Origin of the sequence: Rhodococcus sp. 06-221-2 (genome assembly GCF_002258365.1) — a bacterium.
Lineage (GTDB): Bacteria > Actinomycetota > Actinomycetes > Mycobacteriales > Mycobacteriaceae > Rhodococcoides > Rhodococcoides fascians.
On record NZ_NOYJ01000004.1, the window covers coordinates 233,692 to 253,703 of the forward strand.

Sequence of the window (20,012 nt, forward strand, 5' to 3'; positions counted from 1 at the left end):
AAGTTACGTGCTCGACGTCAACTTCTTCGATGAACTTCGCATTGGCCTTGCCACTGCGGACGACATCCGTCAGTGGTCCTACGGCGAGGTCAAGAAGCCGGAGACCATCAACTACCGCACGCTCAAGCCCGAGAAGGACGGCCTCTTCTGCGAGAAGATCTTCGGCCCCACCCGGGACTGGGAGTGCTACTGCGGCAAGTACAAGCGCGTCCGCTTCAAGGGCATCATCTGTGAGCGTTGTGGCGTCGAGGTCACTCGCGCCAAGGTGCGTCGTGAGCGCATGGGCCACATCGAACTGGCCGCTCCGGTCACGCACATCTGGTACTTCAAGGGTGTGCCGTCGCGTCTGGGCTACCTGCTCGACCTGGCTCCGAAGGATCTCGAGAAGATCATCTACTTCGCTGCCTACGTCATCACCACGGTCGACGACGAGCTCCGTCACAACGAGCTCTCGACGCTCGAGGCCGAGATGGAGGTCGAGAAGAAGGCCGTCGCAGATCAGCGCGACGCCGATCTCGAGGCTCGTGCGCAGAAGCTCGAAGCCGATATCGCCGAGCTCGAAGCCGAGGGTGCCAAGTCCGACGTGCGCCGCAAGGTCAAGGACGGCGGCGAGCGCGAGATGCGTCAGCTCCGTGACCGCGCGCAGCGTGAGCTCGATCGTCTCGAAGAGATCTGGACCACGTTCACCAAGCTTGCTCCCAAGCAGCTCATCGTCGACGAGCTCATCTACCGCGAGCTCATCGACCGGTACGGCGAGTACTTCACCGGTGCCATGGGTGCCGAGTCGATCCAGAAGCTCATGCAGACCTTCGACATCGACGCCGAGGCGGAGTCTCTTCGCGAGACCATCCGCAGTGGCAAGGGTCAGAAGAAGCTGCGCGCGCTCAAGCGTCTGAAGGTCGTCGCTGCGTTCCAGGCCGGCCGTAACTCGCCGATGGGCATGGTTCTCGACGCTGTCCCGGTCATCCCGCCGGAGCTTCGTCCGATGGTGCAGCTCGACGGTGGCCGTTTCGCGACGTCCGACCTCAACGACCTGTACCGCCGCGTCATCAACCGCAACAACCGCCTCAAGCGTCTGATCGATCTCGGTGCTCCCGAGATCATCGTCAACAACGAGAAGCGGATGCTGCAGGAGTCGGTCGACGCCCTGTTCGACAACGGCCGTCGTGGACGTCCGGTCACCGGACCGGGTAACCGTCCGCTGAAGTCGCTCTCCGACTTGCTCAAGGGCAAGCAGGGACGATTCCGTCAGAACCTCCTCGGCAAGCGCGTCGACTACTCGGGCCGTTCGGTCATCGTCGTCGGCCCGCAGCTCAAGCTGCACCAGTGTGGTCTGCCGAAGCTGATGGCACTCGAGCTGTTCAAGCCGTTCGTGATGAAGCGTCTGGTGGATCTGAACCACGCGCAGAACATCAAGTCGGCCAAGCGCATGGTCGAGCGTCAGCGTCCGCAGGTGTGGGACGTTCTCGAAGAGGTCATCGCCGAGCACCCCGTGCTGCTGAACCGTGCACCCACCCTGCACCGGTTGGGCATCCAGGCGTTCGAGCCGCAGCTCGTCGAGGGCAAGGCCATCCAGCTGCACCCGCTCGTGTGTGAGGCGTTCAACGCCGACTTCGACGGTGACCAGATGGCTGTCCACCTCCCGCTGTCCGCCGAGGCTCAGGCCGAGGCACGCGTGCTGATGCTGTCGTCGAACAACATCCTCTCGCCGGCATCGGGCCGTCCGCTCGCCATGCCGCGTCTGGACATGGTGACGGGTCTGTACCACCTGACGCGTCTCGATGCCGGTGCTGTCGGCGAGCGCGTCGACGCATCGACCGATCAGGCCGAGTTCGGGGCGTACTCCTCCCCGGCCGAGGCTCAGATGGCCGTCGATCGTGGATCGCTGACCGTGCAGTCGCAGATTCGGGTTCGTCTCACCACGCAGCGCCCGCCGCGTGACATCGAGAACGAGCTGTTCCCCGAGGGCTGGAACCGCGGTGACGCATGGACCGCCGAGACCACTCTGGGACGCGTGCTCTTCAACGAGCTGCTTCCGGCGGACTACCCGTTCGTCAACGAGCAGATGCCGAAGAAGCGTCAGTCGACCATCATCAACGATCTCGCCGAGCGTTACCCGATGATCGTCGTCGCACAGACCGTCGACAAGCTCAAGGACGCAGGCTTCTACTGGGCCACGCGTTCGGGTGTCACCATCTCGATCTCCGACGTTCTCGTGCCGCCGGAGAAGCCGCAGATCATGGAGACCTTCGAGGCTCAGGCCGATCAGATCGAGAAGAAGTACCAGCGTGGCGCACTCGACAAGGTCGAGCGCAACTCCGCACTGGTCAAGATCTGGCAGGACGCGACCGAGCAGGTCGGTAAGGCCATGGAGGCCCACTTCCCCGACGACAACCCGATCCCGATGATCGTGAAGTCCGGCGCAGCCGGAAACATGACTCAGGTTCGCTCGCTCGCCGGCATGAAGGGCTTGGTGACGAACCCGAAGGGTGAGTTCATCCCGCGTCCGATCAAGTCTTCCTTCAAGGAAGGCCTGACGGTCCTCGAGTACTTCATCAACACGCACGGTGCTCGTAAGGGTCTGGCCGACACGGCGCTTCGTACCGCCGACTCGGGCTACCTGACGCGTCGTCTGGTCGACGTCTCGCAGGATGTCATCGTTCGGGAAACCGACTGTGGCACCGAGCGCGGCATCGTCACGACGATCGCCGAAAAGACGGCCGACGGCAAGATGATCCGCGACGCTCACGTCGAGACCAGCACGTACGCCCGCACCTTGGCGAACGACGCTGTCGACGAGAACGGCACGGTCATCGTCGCTCGTGGACACGATCTCGGTGACCCGGCCATCGACGCGCTGCTCGCTGCGGGCATCACGTCGGTCAAGGTTCGCTCGGTGCTGACCTGCACCACGGGAACCGGCGTCTGCGCCACCTGCTACGGCCGCTCGATGGCCACCGGCAAGCTGGTCGACATCGGTGAGGCCGTCGGTATCGTTGCCGCACAGTCCATCGGTGAGCCCGGTACCCAGCTGACCATGCGTACCTTCCACCAGGGTGGTGTCGCCGGAGATGACATCACCGGTGGTCTGCCTCGCGTGCAGGAGCTGTTCGAGGCACGTGTGCCGAAGGGCAAGGCTCCGATCGCGGACGTGTCGGGACGCATCCAGCTCGAGGACGGCGATCGTTTCTACAAGATCACCATCGTCCCGGACGACGGCGGCGAAGAGGTTGTCTACGACAAGCTCTCCAAGCGTCAGCGTCTGCGCGTCTTCAAGCACGACGACGGCACCGAGCGCCTTCTGGCGGACGGTGACCACGTCGAGGTCGGCCAGCAGCTCATGGAAGGTGCTGCCGATCCGCACGAGGTGCTGCGCGTGATGGGTCCTCGCCAGGTTCAGATCCACTTGGTCAACGAGGTCCAGGAGGTGTACAGGTCGCAGGGTGTGTCGATTCACGACAAGCACATCGAGACCATCGTGCGCCAGATGCTCCGTCGCGTGACGATCATCGACAGCGGCTCCACCGAATTCCTGCCCGGTTCACTCACCGAGCGCAGCGAATTCGAGTCGAGCAACCGTCGCGTGGTCTCCGAGGGTGGCGAGCCCGCAGCCGGACGTCCGGTCCTGATGGGTATCACCAAGGCGTCGCTGGCCACCGATTCGTGGCTGTCGGCAGCGTCCTTCCAGGAGACCACTCGTGTGCTCACCGACGCGGCGATCAACTGCCGTAGCGACAAGCTCATAGGTCTCAAGGAGAACGTCATCATCGGTAAGCTCATCCCGGCTGGTACCGGCATCAACCGGTACCGGAACATCACGGTGCAGCCGACCGAAGAGGCACGTGCCGCGGCATACGCGGTGCCGTCGTACGACGATCAGTACTACAGCCCGGACGGCTTCGGCCAGGGAACCGGTGCTGCAGTGCCGCTCGACGACTACGGTTTCTCCAACGAATACCGCTAGAGCGACTCCGTCGCACGTGCACGGAACTTCGTAGCCCACTACGAGTTTCCACTCACGACGACAGGGCGTGACCAACAAAGCCCCGCATCGACTTCGGTCGGTGCGGGGCTTTGTTCTATGTGGAGGGGGCGCGGTGAGTTTCCCGCGGCACTCGGGTCGGTACCGGTATGACCGAACAAACACCCAGCACAATCGTGAACATCGGCGTGGCCATGTTCACCGTCGCCGATCAGGACGCAGCCCTCGATTTCTACTCCCGCGTTCTCGGGTTCGAGATTCGCGGTGATCTGCGCTTCGGTCCCGAGAGTGAATACCGGTGGTTGGAAGTGGCCCCGCCGGGTTCGACGGCGCGGCTCGCCCTCAACCCGCCGATGGGAGGTACGCCCGGTGGCGGGTCCATCGGTGTCGAGACAGCTGACGTCGCGGCCGAGCACAAGCGGCTCAGCGCTCTCGGCGGCGTCGATCTCGACGACTTCATGGAAGAGGTGGACGGCGTGCCGCCGATGTTCGCCTTGCGAGATCCCGACGGCAATTCGATCTGGGTCGTCCAGACCTGATCCGGGCAGCCGACGACCTACGCGCGCTGCGATCGCGCCGCCGCTGCAACACCGATGAATGCCAGCGCCGCAAAGGTGAACAGCAGCAACTGCGCCGATCGCAGCGTCGACGGTTCTCCGAGGTTCACCAGGACACCCGCCAGAGCTGCTCCGAAGGCGTTGGCGATCAGCTGAACAGTGTTGATGGCGGCCGAGGCTCGTGCGCCTTCGCCCGGTTCGGCGACCGATGTCATGGCACCGACGGCCAAGTGTGGCCACGCGATCCCGATTCCGACGCCCGCGACGAGCAGACCCACTACCCACGTGGTGATCGAACCGGGACCTGCCTGGTCGGTGAGAAACGCTGCCACGATGCACAATCCGGCGGCGACGAGGATCGGGCCGGCGATGACGATGCGTCGCACGACGCGTGGAGCGGTGGCCGACGCGCTCGGTATCTCGCCGAGGGTCCACCCGAGCGCCAGTGCGGCTCCGAGGAATCCGGCGGCCAGCGGTGCCAATCCAGCGAGACGTTGGCCGAACAGTGGGATGAAGGTCTCCACCGTGGACGCGACGGCGAGGACGACGATGGCCAGGTATATCCATTTCAGTGCGGACGCGCCGAAGGTCGACGGGGGGAGCACGCCGTGCGGTGCGCGACGGTCGGCGGCCACGAAGGCGATCAGCAGGAGTACTCCTCCTAGGACCATTGCGGCGGTGATCGCGAGGTTGGAGACCACGCCGGCGATGCTCACCAGCAGGGCAGCTGTGGTGAGCAGGGTCAGCGACAGTGTCGGTACGGGGCTGGGTTCGGTGGCATCAGCGGTGTGGGCGGGCAGTGCTCGCGGGACGAGGGCGGCCATGGCCAGAGCTGCGAGAACGAGCACACCGAAGGCCATTCGCCAGGCTCCGAATTGCGCGAATATGCCGCCGACGGCCGGTCCGGCGAACGTTCCCACACCCCACATGGCCGAGACCAGAGCCGCACCTCGCGTCCAGAGATGTTGCGGCAGTGCGGCATTGATGACGGCGTAGCCGAGTCCGGCCAGTAGGCCACCTCCTGCGCCCTGAATTGTGCGGCCCACCAGTAAGAGTTCCATAGTGGGGCTGACGGCACACACGACGGTGCCGAGAGCGAAGACCGTCAGGCCGATCAGGTAGGCACCGCGAGGTCCGCGGGCGGCCAGAACTTTGCTGACCAACATCGAGGAGATGACGGACGCAACGAGGAAAACCGTTGCAGTCCAAGCGTAGTAGCGTTGGCCGCCGATCTCGTCGATGGCCGTGGGAAGCAGGCTGGTCGTCAGGTAGACGTTCGTGGCGTACAGCGCGACGCCGCCGGCGAGAACGGTAGCGGTGCCGAGGTAGCGAGCGCCGAGCAGCTGTCGCCAGGTTCCGGTCGTGGATTGGGTGGGGGAGTGCATGGTGTTTAAGGCTAGGATCTCGAGTGCACTTGAGATCAACTCGTCGTGTCGGCTGGGAGGCAGCATGATCCGTATCAGTGACGAACTGTTGTCTATCGGGGAGGTCGCGGCCAGAACCGGTGCCGCAGTGTCTGCGGTCCGGTACTACGAGACTCTCGGGCTCGTGCCCGCCGAGCGGACGGCGGGCAACGTCCGAAAGTTTCCCCGTCACGCGATTCGGCGGATCTCGCTGATTCAGGTGGCGGTGCGGTTCGGAATACCGCTTGCCGAGGTGGCTGAGGTCTTTGCGTCCCTACCGTCGGGGCGCACCCCGAACAAGCGCGACTGGGCCAAGATTTCGGTTGCATGGAACCAGCGGTTGGAGGATCGGAAGCAGTCGATTGCGCGGATGCAGGAGCAACTCACCGGCTGCATCGGCTGCGGATGTCTCTCCCTGAACAAATGCAGTCTGCTCAATCCAGGCGACGAGCTGGGCAAGGCGGGCCCCGGGGCGCGGCTCATCTGACGCGTACGTCGGCCGTGGCGAGCCCTTCGGGTAGCCGTCTATGTCTGGTCGGTTATGCCTGGTCGATGAACGTGTACAGCTCGGTGATCAGGTTGTCCTTCACGACGACGAAGTCCTGGCCCGAGACTACGGCGGGGGCGTCGGGCGGCGACAGTGCCCAGGAGATTCGGGCAACGTCACCCAGGGCGGTGGGCTCGGTGGTGACGGCGAACGTCAGACGCTCGGAGGGCTCGACCAGCGCTCGAATCGCCTCGATGACCGACACTCTAATCTCGGATGACGACCGGGCGTTCATCCGTGGTGACACACGGCCTCGAGGTCGATGCCGTTGAGGTCCCGCACGAAGGATCCGTAGTAGGTCGCGTGGTATTCCGGCTGTAGTCCTGGAGGCCGGAGTTCGGTCGCGCCCGCCGACAGTGCTGCCGCGTGGAATGCGTCGACTGTGGTGCGGTCCGGTGCGCTGAACGCGAGATGGGTGTGGGGGCCGATCGCCGACCCCGGCGCGTCGACGATCCAGAAGAAGGGCTTCACCTGCGCCCAACCGAATGCGACCATGGCGAGCTGGTTCGCTTCGGGTGTGTGCGGCACGCGCATGATCTCGGTGATGCCGAGCGGTGCCAGAGCGGCACCGTAGAACTCGGCACTGGCGGCGAGATCGGCGACGCCGATATTGAGGTGGTCGATCTGGGATCCTGTGCGGTCGATGTTCGTCATGCCCTGACGATTCCCGAGATCGCGGACGGTTACGTCCTGAATCGAATGGATCTACCGTGTTCATTTCTGCGTCGAATCGATGACGGATGTAGTTTGCCCGGGCACGAGAGTCTCGGGCAATGGTGAACCGAGGTAACGACGTCAGGATCGGTCGCGACGTTTCTCTGCGGGCCGGAGCCACTCGTCGACAGTTTCTGACGTGGAGTGCGTTGGTGGGGGCGCTGGCCTTCACGCCCGAGCTCGCGGGGACATCCGCGACTGCAGGTGCGCAGTCCGTGATCACCCCCGACTATCCCTTCCGTCTCGGTGTTGCTTCCGGCGATCCGTTGCCCGATTCGGTGGTGCTGTGGACCAGACTCGCCACCGATCCGTTCGCCCCGCTGGGCGGCATGACGCCCGGCGTGGTGCCGGTCCAGTGGCAGATCGCTGCCGATGAAAAGTTCGGTCGTATCGCAGCGCAGGGTGTCGAGCTGGCAACCGAATTCGACGGTTGGTCCGTTCACGTCGATGTGCGGGGGCTCGAGCCGGCGCGCGAATATTTCTACCGTTTCATGGTCGGCCCACATGCGAGTCCCGTCGGTCGCACCAAAACTGCACCCGCACTTGGGCAGCCGCTGAGCACCCTCGATTTCGCCTGGGCCTCGTACCAGAAATGGGAGGACGGCTACTTCGGTGCGTACCAGGACCTGGCGGCCTCGAATCTCGATGTGGTGTTCTTTCTGGGCGACTACATCTACGAGTACGCGATCAAGACCGAGGGTGCGCGGGCGGGCGAGCCGCGCACCGAGTCGGCGGCCCGAGAAACCATGGTGCTGGCCGATTATCGCGATAGGTACGCCCTGTACAAGGCAGACGAGAATCTGGCGGCGGCACATGCGTCGGCACCGTTCGTCTCGACGTTCGACGACCACGAGGTGGACAACAACTGGGCCTCGCAGATCAGCCAGGACAACGACGATCCACGAGAGTTCCTGCTACGCAGGGCCGATGCGTTCAAGGCGTGGTGGGAGAACACTCCGGTGCGCGCGAACCTGCGGCCCGTCGGCCCGGACATGAAGGTTTATCGCCGGTTCTCGTTCGGTGATCTGGTGGACTTCTCGGTGCTCGACACCCGGCAGTACCGCAGCGATCAGGCTCATGGAGACGGTGAGCACGCGCAGGACGCCGAGACGGCGGATCCGGCGCGCACCATTACCGGTGCGGCACAGGAACAATGGATCCTCGACGGATTCGCGTCGCCGTCGAGGTGGAACTTCCTGGCGCACCAGACCGTCATGTCCGATCTCGCGCAGGGGCAGGGCAACGACCGCAAGGTCGGCATGGATCCGTGGAGCGGCTACGAAGCGTCCCGGCATCGAATTCTCGACGGAGCCAGGGATCGTGGCACGAAGAACGTGGCGTCGATCGTCGGCGACATCCACCGGACGATCGTCTCGGAGTTGCGACGCGACTACCAGGATCAGGTCTCGCCGTTGCAGGGAGTCGAGATCGCCACCACGTCCATCGCGTCGGGCAAGGACGGTGCCGACATCGACAAGACCGGTGCTGCGATCGCCGACGGTTCACCCCACGTCAAGTACGGAAATGCCCGTCGCGGCTACCTGCGCAGCACCTTGACACCCACCGAATGGCGTTCGGAGGTAAGGGTTCTCGATGCCGTGTCGACGCCGGGTAAGCCGGTTCGCACGGCCATGACGGTCACCGTTCCCGAGGGGCGGCCGGAGATCCAGCTGGGGTAGCGCCTGGTGCCGCAGGCTCATCCCGTGCCGAATGTTCGGATCATGGACCACACCTCGGGCCCCTCACTCGGTGTGGCGTGGCTCGAAACACGGAACCCGGCCCGCTCGTACAGGCGCACGTTGCGCAGATCCGATGTGTCCAAGGCCAACCCGGAGGCACCACGTTGCTGTGCTTCCTCGACGGCCTTCTTGAGCAGTAGTCCGCCGATCCCGTGCCCTTGCCGATGCGGTTGCACGCCGAGCGTTTCCAGTGTCCATGACCCCGGTGCTGCGTCGCTGGAGGACAGTCGGTCGATCCGATCTCCGTGTAGCTCGATGATCCGCGCGATGGATTCGTCATCGGGCGGAGGGGCATCTGCGGGCAGTAGTGCAGCGACCCCGGCGTAGTCGGCGGTGAGCAATACGATTCCGTGTCGATGCGCGTGTCGTAGGTACAGCTGCTGGAGTTCCCGCAGCGTGGCCAGGTAGTCCTCGGCCGGGATCACCCATCGCGTCCATGGGTAGTCGGCAAATGCGTCGCGCAGTGTGTCGGCCGCAGGCAGCAGATCGTGATTTTCGGCAAGTCGGGTGGCGGGATGGTGCATGGGTAAACCTCTGGAAAGACGGCTCAGCGCCCGTCGGCGATGATCTGTGCGACGTTGCGTTCGGCGAGTGCGGTGATGGTCAGTGACGGGTTGGCGGCACCGGTGCTGCCCGGGATCAGGGCACCGTCGACGACGTAGAGCCCGGGGTGGCCCTTGACGCGACCGTAATCGTCGGTGGCGTCGCCGAGTACTGCGCCGCCCAGGGGGTGCGCGGTGAAGGTGTCGTCGACATCGCGGGTGAACGGTTCGGCGGCGACGATGGTGCCGCCGGCCTGCGCCATTCGATTCTGCACTGCGCGTAGGGCTTCGACGGTGTCTCGGCTGCCACCCCTGGGCCAGTTGAGGGTCAATCTGTTTGCGGCGGAATCGAATCCGAAGTTTCCCCGCAACGGGTCGATGGTCATGCCGAGTGAGCCGAGGAAGCCCATGTTCACGGGAACGCCTGGGGTGTACCAGTTCTCGACGGTCAGGGGCAGTCCGGAGTCGTCGATGATGCGGGATGCGCAGGGTGCAGCCTGTGGTCCGGCAGACATCGGTCCGAGGGACCTGGTCATCGAGGCGTCGCCGTTGGTGCCCCAGCCGGTGCCGACGAATTCGTTGAGGTTCGACAATGCGCCGGTGGTGCGTGCGCGCATCAACAGTTCGGTGGTACCGATGGATCCGGCCCCGAGGACGAGGGTGTCGCACGTGAGTGTCCGGGTCTCGACGATGTTGCCGAACGGGTCGAGGCGTTCGATGTCGACGCGGTAGCGGCCGCCGGATTCGCTGCCGATCGCTGCGACGCGGTGGCTGTGGCACACCGTCGCGTTACCGGTGGCTTCGGCTTGGGGGATGTAATTCTGGGTCAGGTCGTGCTTGGCACCGTTGGAGTTACCGAAAGTGCTTTCCCCGACGGTCGCGGACGGCCGGGAGCGGCCGGCGATCTCGTCGCGCACGACGTTCCAGTTCCAGTTGCCGTCGACTGCTTCGGGGCGGAAGCCTGCACGGCGGGCGTGATCGTCCCAGGTTCGTGAGTGAGCGAAGTTGGGGCTGTTGTAGACGTCCTCGGGCATCGCCGACGGCCGGAGCATGGAACGGGCCTTGGGATACCAGGTGGCTGCCATCTCGTCGTAGTTCAGGCGTCCGCCGAACGAGAGGTCGAAGAATTTCTTGTTCGGTGCGATGGTGACGCCGGTGTACACAACGGAGCCGCCGCCGACGGCCGCGCCGCGCCAGACCGAGAGGTTCTCGTAGCGGGTGGTGTCGAGGACGCCACCGAAGAGATCGACCGGTCCGACGGGGAGACCGGTGATGTTGGTGAACGAGTTCTGCTGCCACAGTCCGCGGCCGTCGGCCGTCATGTCCGCCGTGAAGATTTCGCGCCAGGGGTCGCGCGGCCAGCGCAGTCCGCGCTCGAGAACGGTCACCGCGGTGCCGGCCTGGGCCATGCGTAGGGCGGCGGCGCTGGCTCCGAAGCCGGAACCGATGACGATGACGGGCGAGTGGTCCGGTGGCCGGGGAGGGTCGGCGAACAGTTCGGGTACCAGCGACCGGATGCGGTCTGCTCCGATCGGCAGAGCGCCGGCGACGGGGGATCCGGGCAGTCCGGTCGAACTCAGGACCGGGGCTGCAGCGGCGCCGAGCATTCCGGCAGCGGCCAACCGCAACAGTTGCCTTCTATTCACGGCAGTACTTCCCCCTCGGACACCTCGCGGACAGCGCCCCCGATTCTGTCGTGTTTGCGACAAGAAAGCCAACGGTCCGGTCGTATTTCGGGACGGCTCCCAGCTCGGCCTCAGGTTTGCCTGCCAGACTCCGCTCATGGTGTCGGCATCGGTGGCTGTATTACTGCTCGTCGTGGCGGTCACGGGGGTCGTCGCGCACCTGTTCGACGGACGTGGGCAGCCGATGGCGGTCGCTGCGGCTTTGGCACATGTCCTCATGCTCGCGGCTGTGCCCGGAACCGTGTTGGCAGGTGTGGCCTTCGGTGGGTGGGGGCTGGCGGCAGGATCGGCGGTCTCTGCCGCGGCGGTCGCGACCCAGTTCCGGCTCCGCTACCGCCGGGTCGCCTCAAGGCCGAGCGACTCGGACCTGACGGTGTTGCACGCCAACATCTGGCTGGGCCAGGCTGATCCGGATGCGTTGATCGCGCTCGTCGAGCACCATCGGCCGGATGTGCTCACTCTCGTCGAGCTGACGCCCGAGGCCGATGCGAGTCTTCGACCCAGGCTGTCCGAGCTGTTACCGCACGCCCACGTCAGCGCCGGACCCGGAGGCAACGGAACCGGCATCTACAGCCGATTTCCTCTCGCCGACGAGCAGCGGCACGACGGCTTCGTGACCGAACTGCTGTCGGCTCGGGTGCAGATGCCGGGTCGGCCGCTGGTGTTCGCGGTGCATCCTGTTCCGCCGTGGCCGCGGGAGCCGTCCGAATGGGTACGTGAGCTCGGGCTGCTTCGGCAGCTGTTGGCCAAGATCCCGGCCGACGACGGACCTGTCGTGGTGGCCGGGGACTTCAATGCAACGCAGGACCACCGGCGCTACCGCGATCTGCAGGACGGCCGATTCGTCGACGCCGCGGTGGCCACGGGAGCCGGCATGCTCAGGACGTATCCGGCGCACACCTGGCACCCGCCGGTCATTGCCATCGACCATGTTCTGGTGGCAGACATGGGAGTTCGTTCGGTCGAGGCCGTGACCGTCCCCGGCTCCGACCACCGCGGCATCCTGGCGCGATTGGCTTTCTTACCGAACCAGGGCTTTCCGAACTAGGGCTGGGCCGGCAACTGCTGCAGCGACCACTTGTTGCCGTCGGGGTCCGCGAAGTACACGAATGTTCCCCAGCCCTCGTCCTTCGGCTGCTCGACGGTCAGGCCCACCGCGGTGAGGTGGTCGTAAGCCTCCTGGGCACTGTCGACGACCATCAGAATGCCTGCGCCGGCACCGGGTTCGGCGTCGGTGATGCCCTCGCCGATGGCGATGGAGCACGCCGACCCCGGAGGGGTGAGTTGGACGTACCGAATGCCTTCCCACGGGCGTGCGTCGTGGTCGGCATCGAACCCGATCGAGGTGTAGAACTCCTTGGCGCGGTCGACGTCGGTGACAGGGACGGTGATGAGTTCGATCTTCATGGTGAGAGTCATGAAGCAATGATGAGCCCCATTGCGGACATATTCGGTCCGCGATGAGCAGGTCGTTCCGAGAAATATGCCCGACGCCTCGCCGGTTGCAGCTGATGTGTTCTTCTCACTGCTCGACCGATCCCGCACGAGGGCAGGCGTCGACGACGCCGCGGCGCTCCGTCACACCGTCGAACGCGGCGTGCACGCCGAAAAGCTCGGGCTGCACCGGTTCTGGGTGGCCGAGCATCATGCGGTACCCGGCATCGCTTCGGGCGCGCCTGCAGTTCTCGCAGCGGCGGTGGCGTCGCAGACCTCGCACATTCGCGTCGGATCCGGCGGGGTGATGCTGCCGAACCATCAACCGCTGATCGTGGCCGAGCAGTTTCTGATGCTGGAGTCGCTGTTTCCGGGTCGGGTAGACCTGGGCGTCGGGCGGTCGCTCGGGTTCACCGAGCCGGTGCGCGCTGCCCTGCGTCGAGACCGTGACGCCCCGGATACGTTCGAGGCCGACGTCGCCGAACTGCGGTCGTATCTCGACGGGTCCGGTCCTGTGACCGCGCGGCCGGCAACCGCGCCGCCGCCGATGTTCGTGCTCGCGACCGGTGCCGGTCTCGAGGTCGCCGCCCGCGCCGGGCTGCCGGTGGTCGTCGGTGGCCCGGTACTGCGCGGGGACGACCCATTGGGGCTGTATCGCAAGCACTTTCGGCCGAGTTCGCAACTGTCGGAGCCGTACGTGATCGTCTCGCTCGATGTGACGATCGCCGCGGACGCGGCAGACGCGCGCCGTCTCGCACTCCCGGAGGCATGGGCGATGGCGCGATCGCGGCGCGAGGGCGAATTTCCGGCGCTCGAACCCGCATCGTCGATCGACGAAACGCGGTGGACGCCGCGCACCCGAGATCGGATCGAATCCTCGTTGGATGCAACCATCCTCGGCACGGCCGAGCAGGTCCGGCCCCGGCTCGACGAGCTGATCGAGCGCACCGGCGCGGACGAGGTCATGGCCTCCACGTCGACGTTCGACCGGGCCGAACTGTTCGCCGCGGACGCCGCTTTCGCTCAGCTCTCCGCCGCTGTTTCTTGAACCGGAGCTGTGGGCTGGGCCGGTGCCGTATCGGCCAGCGCGGCAACCAGATCGCGTTGAATGTCGGTGGCCGGCACGGTCGCGTCGACCACTGCCGAGACGGGTAGTCGCAGCCGACGGTCGGCCTCGGTGCGAAACACCAGGCCGGTTTTGGGTGTGCTCTCGGCCGTGCTGGCGTAGAGGATCGACCAACATTGCGGGTGGTTGAGCAGTTCAGCGCTCGCGGTGTGATCGGACGCCACCGGCGGACCGAAGGTCAGTGGAAGCCCACTGCGTTTCATCTCGCGTTCGATGACGCGGTGCAACAGGATCTGCTCGCTTCGTTTGGGCAGCAGCAGTGGGTATTCGGCGAGCTGGCTCAGGCTCGGGTTGGGTTCCCCGGCCAGGGGATGGCCCTCTGCGAGGACGACGACGAGGTCCTCGGTCCACAGTTCGGTGACGTGCAGACCGGAGCGTTCGACGCTGCCGCGGATCAGTGCCACCTGGCAGTCGCCCGATGTCACCGCTTCGATCTGTTCTGCGAATCGTTTGAGAACGAAGTCGATCTCGGCGTCGGGATGGCGTTCGCGTACCGCGACGATTGCGGAGATGGCGTTCGCGGCGAACGTCATGTTTCCGGTGAGGCGGAGTTGGTTTCGACGCCTGGTCGTGAGCGCCAACGCTGCCTGTTCGAGCTCCACCATGTGGCGGGCGATGGACACCAATTGTGCTCCGACGACTGTCAATCGGACTGTGCGTGAGGTGCGCTCGAACAGCGGCTCACCGATCTCGCGTTCGAGCTTGGAGATCTGCAGACTGATCGCCGATTGCGAGACGTAGCACCGCTCGGCGGCACGGGAGAAGTTGAGTTCTTCCCCGACCGCGAGGAAGTACTTCAGTTGCCGCAGCTCCACGCCGACCTCCATTCATGAGTTCTGCTCATGGATGCTATTTCAACTTTCGCGTTGATAGCGCAGGAACGGCGGAGTTTCATGGAGGTAGTTCTTCGATCTACAAGAAATGTGTGCTCGGAAAGGGAAGTGCTGTGAAAACGTACGACGTCGTCATCGTGGGTTCGGGATTCGGAGCGTTGGCCGCGGCCAAGGCTCTGGGCAAGGCCGGTGTGACGTTCTCTCTGATCTCCAGCACCACCGAGCACCTGTTCCAGCCGCTGCTCTACCAGGCAGCCACCGGGATGATCTCGACAGGCGAGATCGCCCCGCCGATCCGGCGCATTCTCGCGCAGTACGACTCAGCCGATGTGCGTCTGGGCCGAGTGGTCGACGTCGACCCCGAGAGCCATCAGGTCACCTACGTCGGTGGCGGCGAACGCCACACCATCGGTTTCGGTCGCCTGATCGTCGCAACCGGAGCCACTCAGGCCTACTTCGGCCGCGACGAGTTCAAGGACCGCACCTTTGCGCTCAAGACCGTCGACGACGCAATCGCCCTGCGTGAGCAGATTCTGAGCTGCTACGAAAAGGCGCACCAGACCACCGATCTCGACGTACGCAAGGAGCTGCTCAGCTTCGTGGTCGTCGGTGCAGGCGCGACCGGCGTCGAACTGGCCGGCCAGATCCGGGATCTCGCGCACCGCTACTTCGCAGGCTCGTTCCCCGATATCGGACCCGACGACGTCACGGTCACCCTCGTCGACGGTGTGAAAGAAGTACTCCCCGCTTTCGGCGGCAAGCTCAGTGCCTATGCCCGCACCAAGCTCGAGAAGTCGGGCGTCGACGTCGTCACCGGTGCCATGGTGACCGATATCGCCGACGACGTCGTGACCGTGCAGGACGTCGACACGAAGACCTCGCGCACCTACCCGGCCAAGACCGTGATCTGGTCGGCCGGCGTTCAGGCCAGTGAGCTGGCGGCGACGATCGCCGAGCGCACCGGGTGCGAGACCGATCGGGCCGGCCGGTTGCTCGTGCACGACGACCTCACCGTCGGTACCGCGAAGGACATCTACGCGATCGGCGACGTGACCTCGCTGCACAAGCTGCCGGGACAGTCGCCGGTCGCGATGCAGCAGGGTCGCCACGTAGCCAAGACGATCATCGGAAAGGTCGACGCGGGAACGCCGTTCAAGTATGTCGACAAGGGCAGCATGTCGATCGTGGGCCGATTCAGTGCGGTGGCTCGACTGTTCGGCAAGGTCGACATGTCCGGACCGATCGCTTGGTTGATGTGGCTCGCGGTGCACCTGATGTACCTGGTGGGCTTCCGCAATCGTTACGTTGCAGTGGTGTCGTGGATGACGTCGTACATCGGCGACAAGCGACCGCACTTCCAGTACACCGACAAATCCGGGTCGATGCTGGAACTTGCCGACGAGACATCGGACAGCGAGACATCTGACGACGAGGAACGTTCGGCGGCTTAGGATTCGGATAGAGCTAGCTGCTCACCAGACCGTTGCGGTAGGCCCAGATCACCACGTGCACTCGGGTGCTGACCTCGAGCTTGCGGCAGATGTTGCCGATGTGGGTCTTGACCGTACTCTGCTCGAGTCGCAGTGATCGGGCGATCTCGCTGTTGCCCAGCCCTGTCGCGAGCAATTGCACCACCTCCATCTCCCGGAGACTCAGGTCGTGTTGTGGGGCAGTGCTTCTCGCCGATCGCTGTGGTGCCCCGCGTCGCGCGAACTCCGCCATCAACCGCGGAGTGACGCGCGGCGACAGGGCCGCTCCGCCGGCGGCGACGGTCGTCACGGCGTCGGCGAGCTCGTCCGGATCGGCATCCTTGAGCAGGAATCCGGATGCACCGCTGTCGAGTGCGGCGAACACGTACTCGTCGAGATCGAAGGTGGTGACGACGATGATGCGAACATCGTCGAATCGCGCCAGGATTTCCCGTGTCGCGGTGAGTCCGTCGCCGTTCGGCATCCGAATGTCCATCAGTACGACGTCGGGCTGCAGCGTCGAGACCTGTTGAACGGCATGACGTCCCGACGAGGCGTGTCCGACGACCTCGATGGCGGAGTTGCCGGCCAGGAACAGCTCGAATCCCTGCCGAACCACGGGTTGATCATCGACGATCAGTACTCTGATCATGCCGATACCCCGTCGGGACGCGAGATTTTGCCGTCGACCGGTAGTTGCGCGCGCACCACCCAGCCTCTGCCGTCGGCGAGCTCATTCGGCCCGGCTTCCAGCGTCCCGCCGAACAGGGCTGCTCGCTCCCGCATGCCGGGAATGCCGAATCCCTGACCCGAGGAATCGTCATGACCGGAGGTGGGGGAGGCAATCGTGTTGGAAACGGTCACCTCGATATTCGAGGCTCCAGTGCTGACCTGGACCAGCGCGGCGCAACCGGGCGCGTGGCGTCGAGCATTGGACAGTGACTCCTGCACGATGCGAAAGCACGTCAACTGCACCGCGCTGTCCATGCGGGCTGCGTCGCCGGTGACCTCGAAGTCGATGGAGGCGAACGACATTCGAGACTGTTCGACGAGGTCGGTGATATCGGAGATCATGGGCTGTGGTGCGCCGCCGTCATTGTCGGTCGGGCGCAGGATGCCGACAATTTGGCGGAGACTGTCGAGGGTGCGTTGACCGTGTCCGATTGCGCCGGTGAGTAGTTCGCGTGCCTGCTCGGGGTCGCTCGTGATGAGAGTCTTCGAAGCCTTGGCCTGGATGAGCATGCCGGTGAGGTGATGGGCTGCGACGTCGTGCAATTCGCGTGCCATGGTGCGCCGCTCGTTGTCCAGAGCTGTCTCCAGGCGTTCCCGGTGCGCCGATTCGGCCCGCCCCAGTGCCGCCTCGCTCTCCAGTTCCTGGGCCCGGCCACGTGCGATGTATTTACCCAGCGCGATGAGCACCGTGTAGTTGATGGCCAGGTTGGCGATCTGTTCGGCCACCACTCCGACGCTGCCGCCAGGTCCGGCTGCGGCGTCGGGAAAGGACAGGCGTGTATCGACGCTGACCAGGATCTCCAGTATCAATCCTGCGCCGAGGGGAACGAAGAGTCGCGGGCCGCTCACGCGAATTGCCAACGCGGCGATGGCGAACCAGTACAGGGGAGTGAAACCCAAAGTGCGCTCGGGTAATACGAGGATGAGTGCCACGCTGATCGCGACCACAGCCGAGTACGAGAAGACAGGGTAGGTCCGGCGGACGCAGGTCGCCGCTGTCATCGCCAGTACTGCGACGACACTTACCGTGATCAGGGCCGGGCTCTCGACGAGTTCGTCTCTGGTGTCGCCGACCATGCCCGTCGAGAGTTGGAATGCGGCGTAGACGACGGTGGCCAGCAGCATCTCGACGGGCAGGACCACCGGATTACGGGGCCGCCAGGAAGGGCGGAACGTGTTCGGTATCCGGGACCTGCCCATCATCAGCGTCGACTCCGTTCTCCTGCAGTATCTTTCGAGCGCCCATGGCTCTTGGTTCCCACCACCCACAGCGGTCCGGTGACGAACCAGAAGAACGTGATGACGCCGAGCGGTTGCACCACTGTTTTCAACGCTGCTGCCTGCTCCGAGTCTGCCACGGTGGCTGCCAGCACGTAGGTGATAGCCAGTGCTATCGCGGCAGCGCACAGCCATTTCGCGAATCCTCGGATCTCGTTGCGGTAGGCCTGCGGTCCGGTCTTGGGTGGCGTGGACGGTGCCGGTCCACCCGCAAACCTGTGGGCGAAGCGCACGTCCAGCCAGGCCACAGTGGAGTGTGCGAACACGAGGGTCCAACCGAGGTAGATACCGGCGAGACGGTGAGCGAACTCGACCTCCCCGCCGCGATGCAAGTCGACGGCGACGGCAGCGACGAGGACGAGGTCGAGGACCGGAAGCAGAGCCAGCACGACGGTGCTGGCTCGCCGCATCCTAGCCAGGTAGCGCAAGCACAGGCCGCCGAGGACCAGTACCCAGAAACCGACTTCGCAGACGGCGATGGTGAGCAGAATTGGATTGTCCATGGGCCGATCTCACGCGAGTCGACTCTGATGCGGTATCCCGCCGAGGCGTCGTAGCTGGTGATTCCTACCGACGTACGACGCGGCAGTCCACCGAAAGTCGTAGTAGGCCGCGCTACTGTGGAAATTACGCATACGGGACACGAAAAGGGAGTCGACGATGGCAGGCAAGAAGATCGACAGAGTCCATGCACAGTCCGCGCTGGAAACGGTTCGCGAGAATCCCGGTATTGCATTGATTGCCGCCGCACCTGCATTGGTGGTGCTCGCGGTGGTGTGGTGGCTTCTCGGATTTCCCGCCGCGCTGATTCTGCTGATCGCCGCAGGCGGTGCCGGCTACCTGTATCTCCGGAACCGTTAGTCGGGTCTACGCGCCGTCGGAATCGGCGCGGGGGATGCAGAATTCGGTGATCGTGGCGGTACTCGCTGCCAGCTCGGCCCAGCTGCATTCGGTGGTCAGCACAGCGATCGCCGAGGTGGGGAAGCGGTGTCGCACTTCGCGGGCCACGTCGGTGTCGTCGTCGACGGCCAGTTCGAGTGCCGTCCACGGAATTCCGGGCTCGTGCCCGACGACCAACAGTGTCGAGACGGTCACGTCGTCGAAGTAGGTGTCCGCCAGTTTGATTTCGTCGATGATTTCGTCGGCCGAACCACCGTAGATGTCTCGCTCGAAGCGGGTGGGTGCATCGCCGAGGCCGGTGGCGGCCAAGGTCTCGCGAGTCCGCAGAGCCGTCGAGCACAACACGGCGTCTACGACGCCGACGTGCTCGGTGATCCAGGCTCCCGCCAGTCCTGCTTCCCGTTGGCCGCGTGGAGCCAGTGGCCGCTCGTGGTCGGGCACGCCGTCGGGGTAGCCGGATTTTCCGTGCCGCATCAGCACGAGGGTCCTAGTGGTCGCCATGCCGTCCACCGTAAACGGTCAGGGCAACCTCGTCGGGAACGACGTTCACCGGCTCGGGGAAAACGAACTTCCGCATTGCCCACCACCGGAAGGCGGTGGCGAGCAGGGTGCCGACGATGGATCCGCTGACGAAGTCCGCGATGTTCTCGGTGATGAAAGACACGTTGGGAGCGCGCAGATCCAGCACGTAACTCGACACCCAGAGCGGCAATTGGTTGATGGCCAGACCGGTCCCGGCGACGGCGAAGAACAGCGCTGCTTCGTGATGGCGACGTCGTCCGCCGCGGGCAGTGAACGACCATTCCCGGTTGAGAACGTACGACACGATCGTCGCTATCAGCACAGCCAGAACATTGGCTGTCACCGGCTTGTCCTGCAGGATCGTCCACTTCAAGCCGAAGAACAGCACGACGGTGACGACGAAAGTGATTGCTCCGACGATGAGGAACTTCAGAGCCTCGGCGTGCTTGACGAGGGGCGCGAGCCAACGCTCGGGAACGTGGTCGGTGAGGCGGTCGGACACATGCATCCCATCGACGTTACCTCGAGTAACGGGTTGGGTAGTCCCAT

At 64.7% G+C, this 20,012-nt stretch carries 20 protein-coding genes; 8 read left to right on the top strand and 12 right to left on the bottom strand.

Annotation, left to right across the window (positions count from 1 at the left end; translation table 11 throughout):
• The first annotated feature begins 7 nt into the window (after nt 1–7).
• Both CH281_RS02220 and CH281_RS02225 read left to right on the top strand, forming a co-directional pair.
• Complete coding sequence (locus tag CH281_RS02220; RefSeq protein ID WP_027498213.1) at nt 8–3,964, top strand: DNA-directed RNA polymerase subunit beta'; 3,957 nt, start codon at nt 8–10, stop codon at nt 3,962–3,964.
• A 167-nt stretch (nt 3,965–4,131) separates the two neighbouring features.
• Nucleotides 4,132–4,521 carry a VOC family protein gene (locus tag CH281_RS02225; RefSeq protein WP_045840689.1) on the top strand — a complete coding sequence of 130 codons (390 nt, stop codon included), beginning with the start codon at nt 4,132–4,134 and terminating at the stop codon, nt 4,519–4,521.
• Between the two features lie 17 nt (nt 4,522–4,538).
• Here the strand turns inward: CH281_RS02225 and CH281_RS02230 are convergent, their stop codons facing one another.
• Nucleotides 4,539–5,924 carry an MFS transporter gene (locus CH281_RS02230; RefSeq protein WP_094692728.1) on the bottom strand — a complete coding sequence of 462 codons (1,386 nt, stop codon included), beginning with the start codon at nt 5,922–5,924 and terminating at the stop codon, nt 4,539–4,541.
• A 67-nt stretch (nt 5,925–5,991) separates the two neighbouring features.
• Between CH281_RS02230 and soxR the strand changes: the two genes are divergently transcribed.
• Nucleotides 5,992–6,429, top strand: coding sequence for a redox-sensitive transcriptional activator SoxR (gene soxR, locus CH281_RS02235; RefSeq protein WP_174557295.1), 438 nt, complete (start codon nt 5,992–5,994; stop codon nt 6,427–6,429).
• A 52-nt stretch (nt 6,430–6,481) separates the two neighbouring features.
• Here soxR and CH281_RS02240 read toward each other — a convergent pair whose 3' ends face one another.
• On the bottom strand, nt 6,482–6,694 hold the full coding sequence (locus CH281_RS02240; protein WP_143544751.1) for a hypothetical protein: 213 nt from the start codon (nt 6,692–6,694) through the stop codon (nt 6,482–6,484).
• A gap of 26 nt (nt 6,695–6,720) precedes the next feature.
• On the bottom strand, nt 6,721–7,143 hold the full coding sequence (locus CH281_RS02245) for a VOC family protein (protein WP_032369714.1): 423 nt from the start codon (nt 7,141–7,143) through the stop codon (nt 6,721–6,723).
• Nucleotides 7,144–7,262: 119 nt separating this feature from the next.
• Between CH281_RS02245 and CH281_RS02250 the strand changes: the two genes are divergently transcribed.
• Nucleotides 7,263–8,882, top strand: a complete 1,620-nt coding sequence (locus tag CH281_RS02250; RefSeq protein ID WP_094692732.1) for an alkaline phosphatase D family protein — start codon at nt 7,263–7,265, stop codon at nt 8,880–8,882.
• A 17-nt stretch (nt 8,883–8,899) separates the two neighbouring features.
• Here CH281_RS02250 and CH281_RS02255 read toward each other — a convergent pair whose 3' ends face one another.
• Both CH281_RS02255 and CH281_RS02260 read right to left on the bottom strand, forming a co-directional pair.
• Complete coding sequence (locus CH281_RS02255; protein WP_094692734.1) at nt 8,900–9,466, bottom strand: GNAT family N-acetyltransferase; 567 nt, start codon at nt 9,464–9,466, stop codon at nt 8,900–8,902.
• A gap of 23 nt (nt 9,467–9,489) precedes the next feature.
• Nucleotides 9,490–11,130, bottom strand: a complete 1,641-nt coding sequence (locus CH281_RS02260; RefSeq protein WP_094692736.1) for a GMC oxidoreductase — start codon at nt 11,128–11,130, stop codon at nt 9,490–9,492.
• A 136-nt stretch (nt 11,131–11,266) separates the two neighbouring features.
• Between CH281_RS02260 and CH281_RS02265 the strand changes: the two genes are divergently transcribed.
• Complete coding sequence (locus tag CH281_RS02265; protein ID WP_094692738.1) at nt 11,267–12,217, top strand: endonuclease/exonuclease/phosphatase family protein; 951 nt, start codon at nt 11,267–11,269, stop codon at nt 12,215–12,217.
• Here CH281_RS02265 and CH281_RS02270 read toward each other — a convergent pair.
• The gene (locus CH281_RS02270; RefSeq protein WP_032375389.1) at nt 12,214–12,588 is read right to left on the bottom strand and encodes a VOC family protein; all 375 of its coding nucleotides are present in this window, start codon (nt 12,586–12,588) and stop codon (nt 12,214–12,216) included. The two genes, CH281_RS02265 and CH281_RS02270, sit on opposite strands and share 4 nt — an antisense overlap.
• Before the next feature lie 64 nt (nt 12,589–12,652).
• On the opposite strand from CH281_RS02270, the gene CH281_RS02275 reads away from it, so the two are divergent.
• Nucleotides 12,653–13,651, top strand: a complete 999-nt coding sequence (locus CH281_RS02275) for an MsnO8 family LLM class oxidoreductase (RefSeq protein WP_094692740.1) — start codon at nt 12,653–12,655, stop codon at nt 13,649–13,651.
• On the opposite strand, the gene CH281_RS02280 is transcribed toward CH281_RS02275, so the two are convergent.
• Nucleotides 13,627–14,544 (bottom strand): LysR substrate-binding domain-containing protein, encoded by a 918-nt coding sequence (locus CH281_RS02280; RefSeq protein ID WP_032399467.1) that lies wholly within the window; start codon nt 14,542–14,544, stop codon nt 13,627–13,629. The genes CH281_RS02275 and CH281_RS02280 overlap by 25 nt on opposite strands.
• Before the next feature lie 131 nt (nt 14,545–14,675).
• On the opposite strand from CH281_RS02280, the gene CH281_RS02285 reads away from it, so the two are divergent.
• A complete protein-coding gene (locus CH281_RS02285) occupies nt 14,676–16,013 on the top strand; it encodes an NAD(P)/FAD-dependent oxidoreductase (RefSeq protein WP_032369892.1) in 1,338 nt (445 codons plus the stop codon).
• A gap of 13 nt (nt 16,014–16,026) precedes the next feature.
• Here CH281_RS02285 and CH281_RS02290 read toward each other — a convergent pair whose 3' ends face one another.
• Genes CH281_RS02290 through CH281_RS02300 form a run of 3 tightly spaced genes read right to left on the bottom strand, consistent with a single transcriptional unit; the run spans nt 16,027 to nt 18,544 of the window.
• Nucleotides 16,027–16,683 (bottom strand): response regulator transcription factor, encoded by a 657-nt coding sequence (locus CH281_RS02290; protein WP_027498200.1) that lies wholly within the window; start codon nt 16,681–16,683, stop codon nt 16,027–16,029.
• A complete protein-coding gene (locus CH281_RS02295; protein ID WP_080729144.1) occupies nt 16,680–17,966 on the bottom strand; it encodes a sensor histidine kinase in 1,287 nt (428 codons plus the stop codon). Before CH281_RS02295 ends, CH281_RS02290 begins: the two co-directional genes overlap by 4 nt.
• Nucleotides 17,966–18,544, bottom strand: coding sequence for a hypothetical protein (locus CH281_RS02300; RefSeq protein WP_094643967.1), 579 nt, complete (start codon nt 18,542–18,544; stop codon nt 17,966–17,968). The genes CH281_RS02295 and CH281_RS02300 overlap by 1 nt, the downstream gene beginning before the upstream one ends.
• A 157-nt stretch (nt 18,545–18,701) precedes the next feature.
• Between CH281_RS02300 and CH281_RS02305 the strand changes: the two genes are divergently transcribed.
• Nucleotides 18,702–18,902 carry a membrane protein gene (locus tag CH281_RS02305; protein ID WP_027498199.1) on the top strand — a complete coding sequence of 67 codons (201 nt, stop codon included), beginning with the start codon at nt 18,702–18,704 and terminating at the stop codon, nt 18,900–18,902.
• Nucleotides 18,903–18,908: 6 nt separating this feature from the next.
• Here CH281_RS02305 and CH281_RS02310 read toward each other — a convergent pair whose 3' ends face one another.
• Nucleotides 18,909–19,442, bottom strand: a complete 534-nt coding sequence (locus CH281_RS02310; RefSeq protein WP_027498198.1) for a SixA phosphatase family protein — start codon at nt 19,440–19,442, stop codon at nt 18,909–18,911.
• Entirely contained in the window at nt 19,429–19,971 is a 543-nt protein-coding gene (locus tag CH281_RS02315; RefSeq protein WP_027498197.1) for a GtrA family protein, read from the bottom strand. The genes CH281_RS02310 and CH281_RS02315 overlap by 14 nt, the downstream gene beginning before the upstream one ends.
• Nucleotides 19,972–20,012 lie beyond the last annotated feature (41 nt).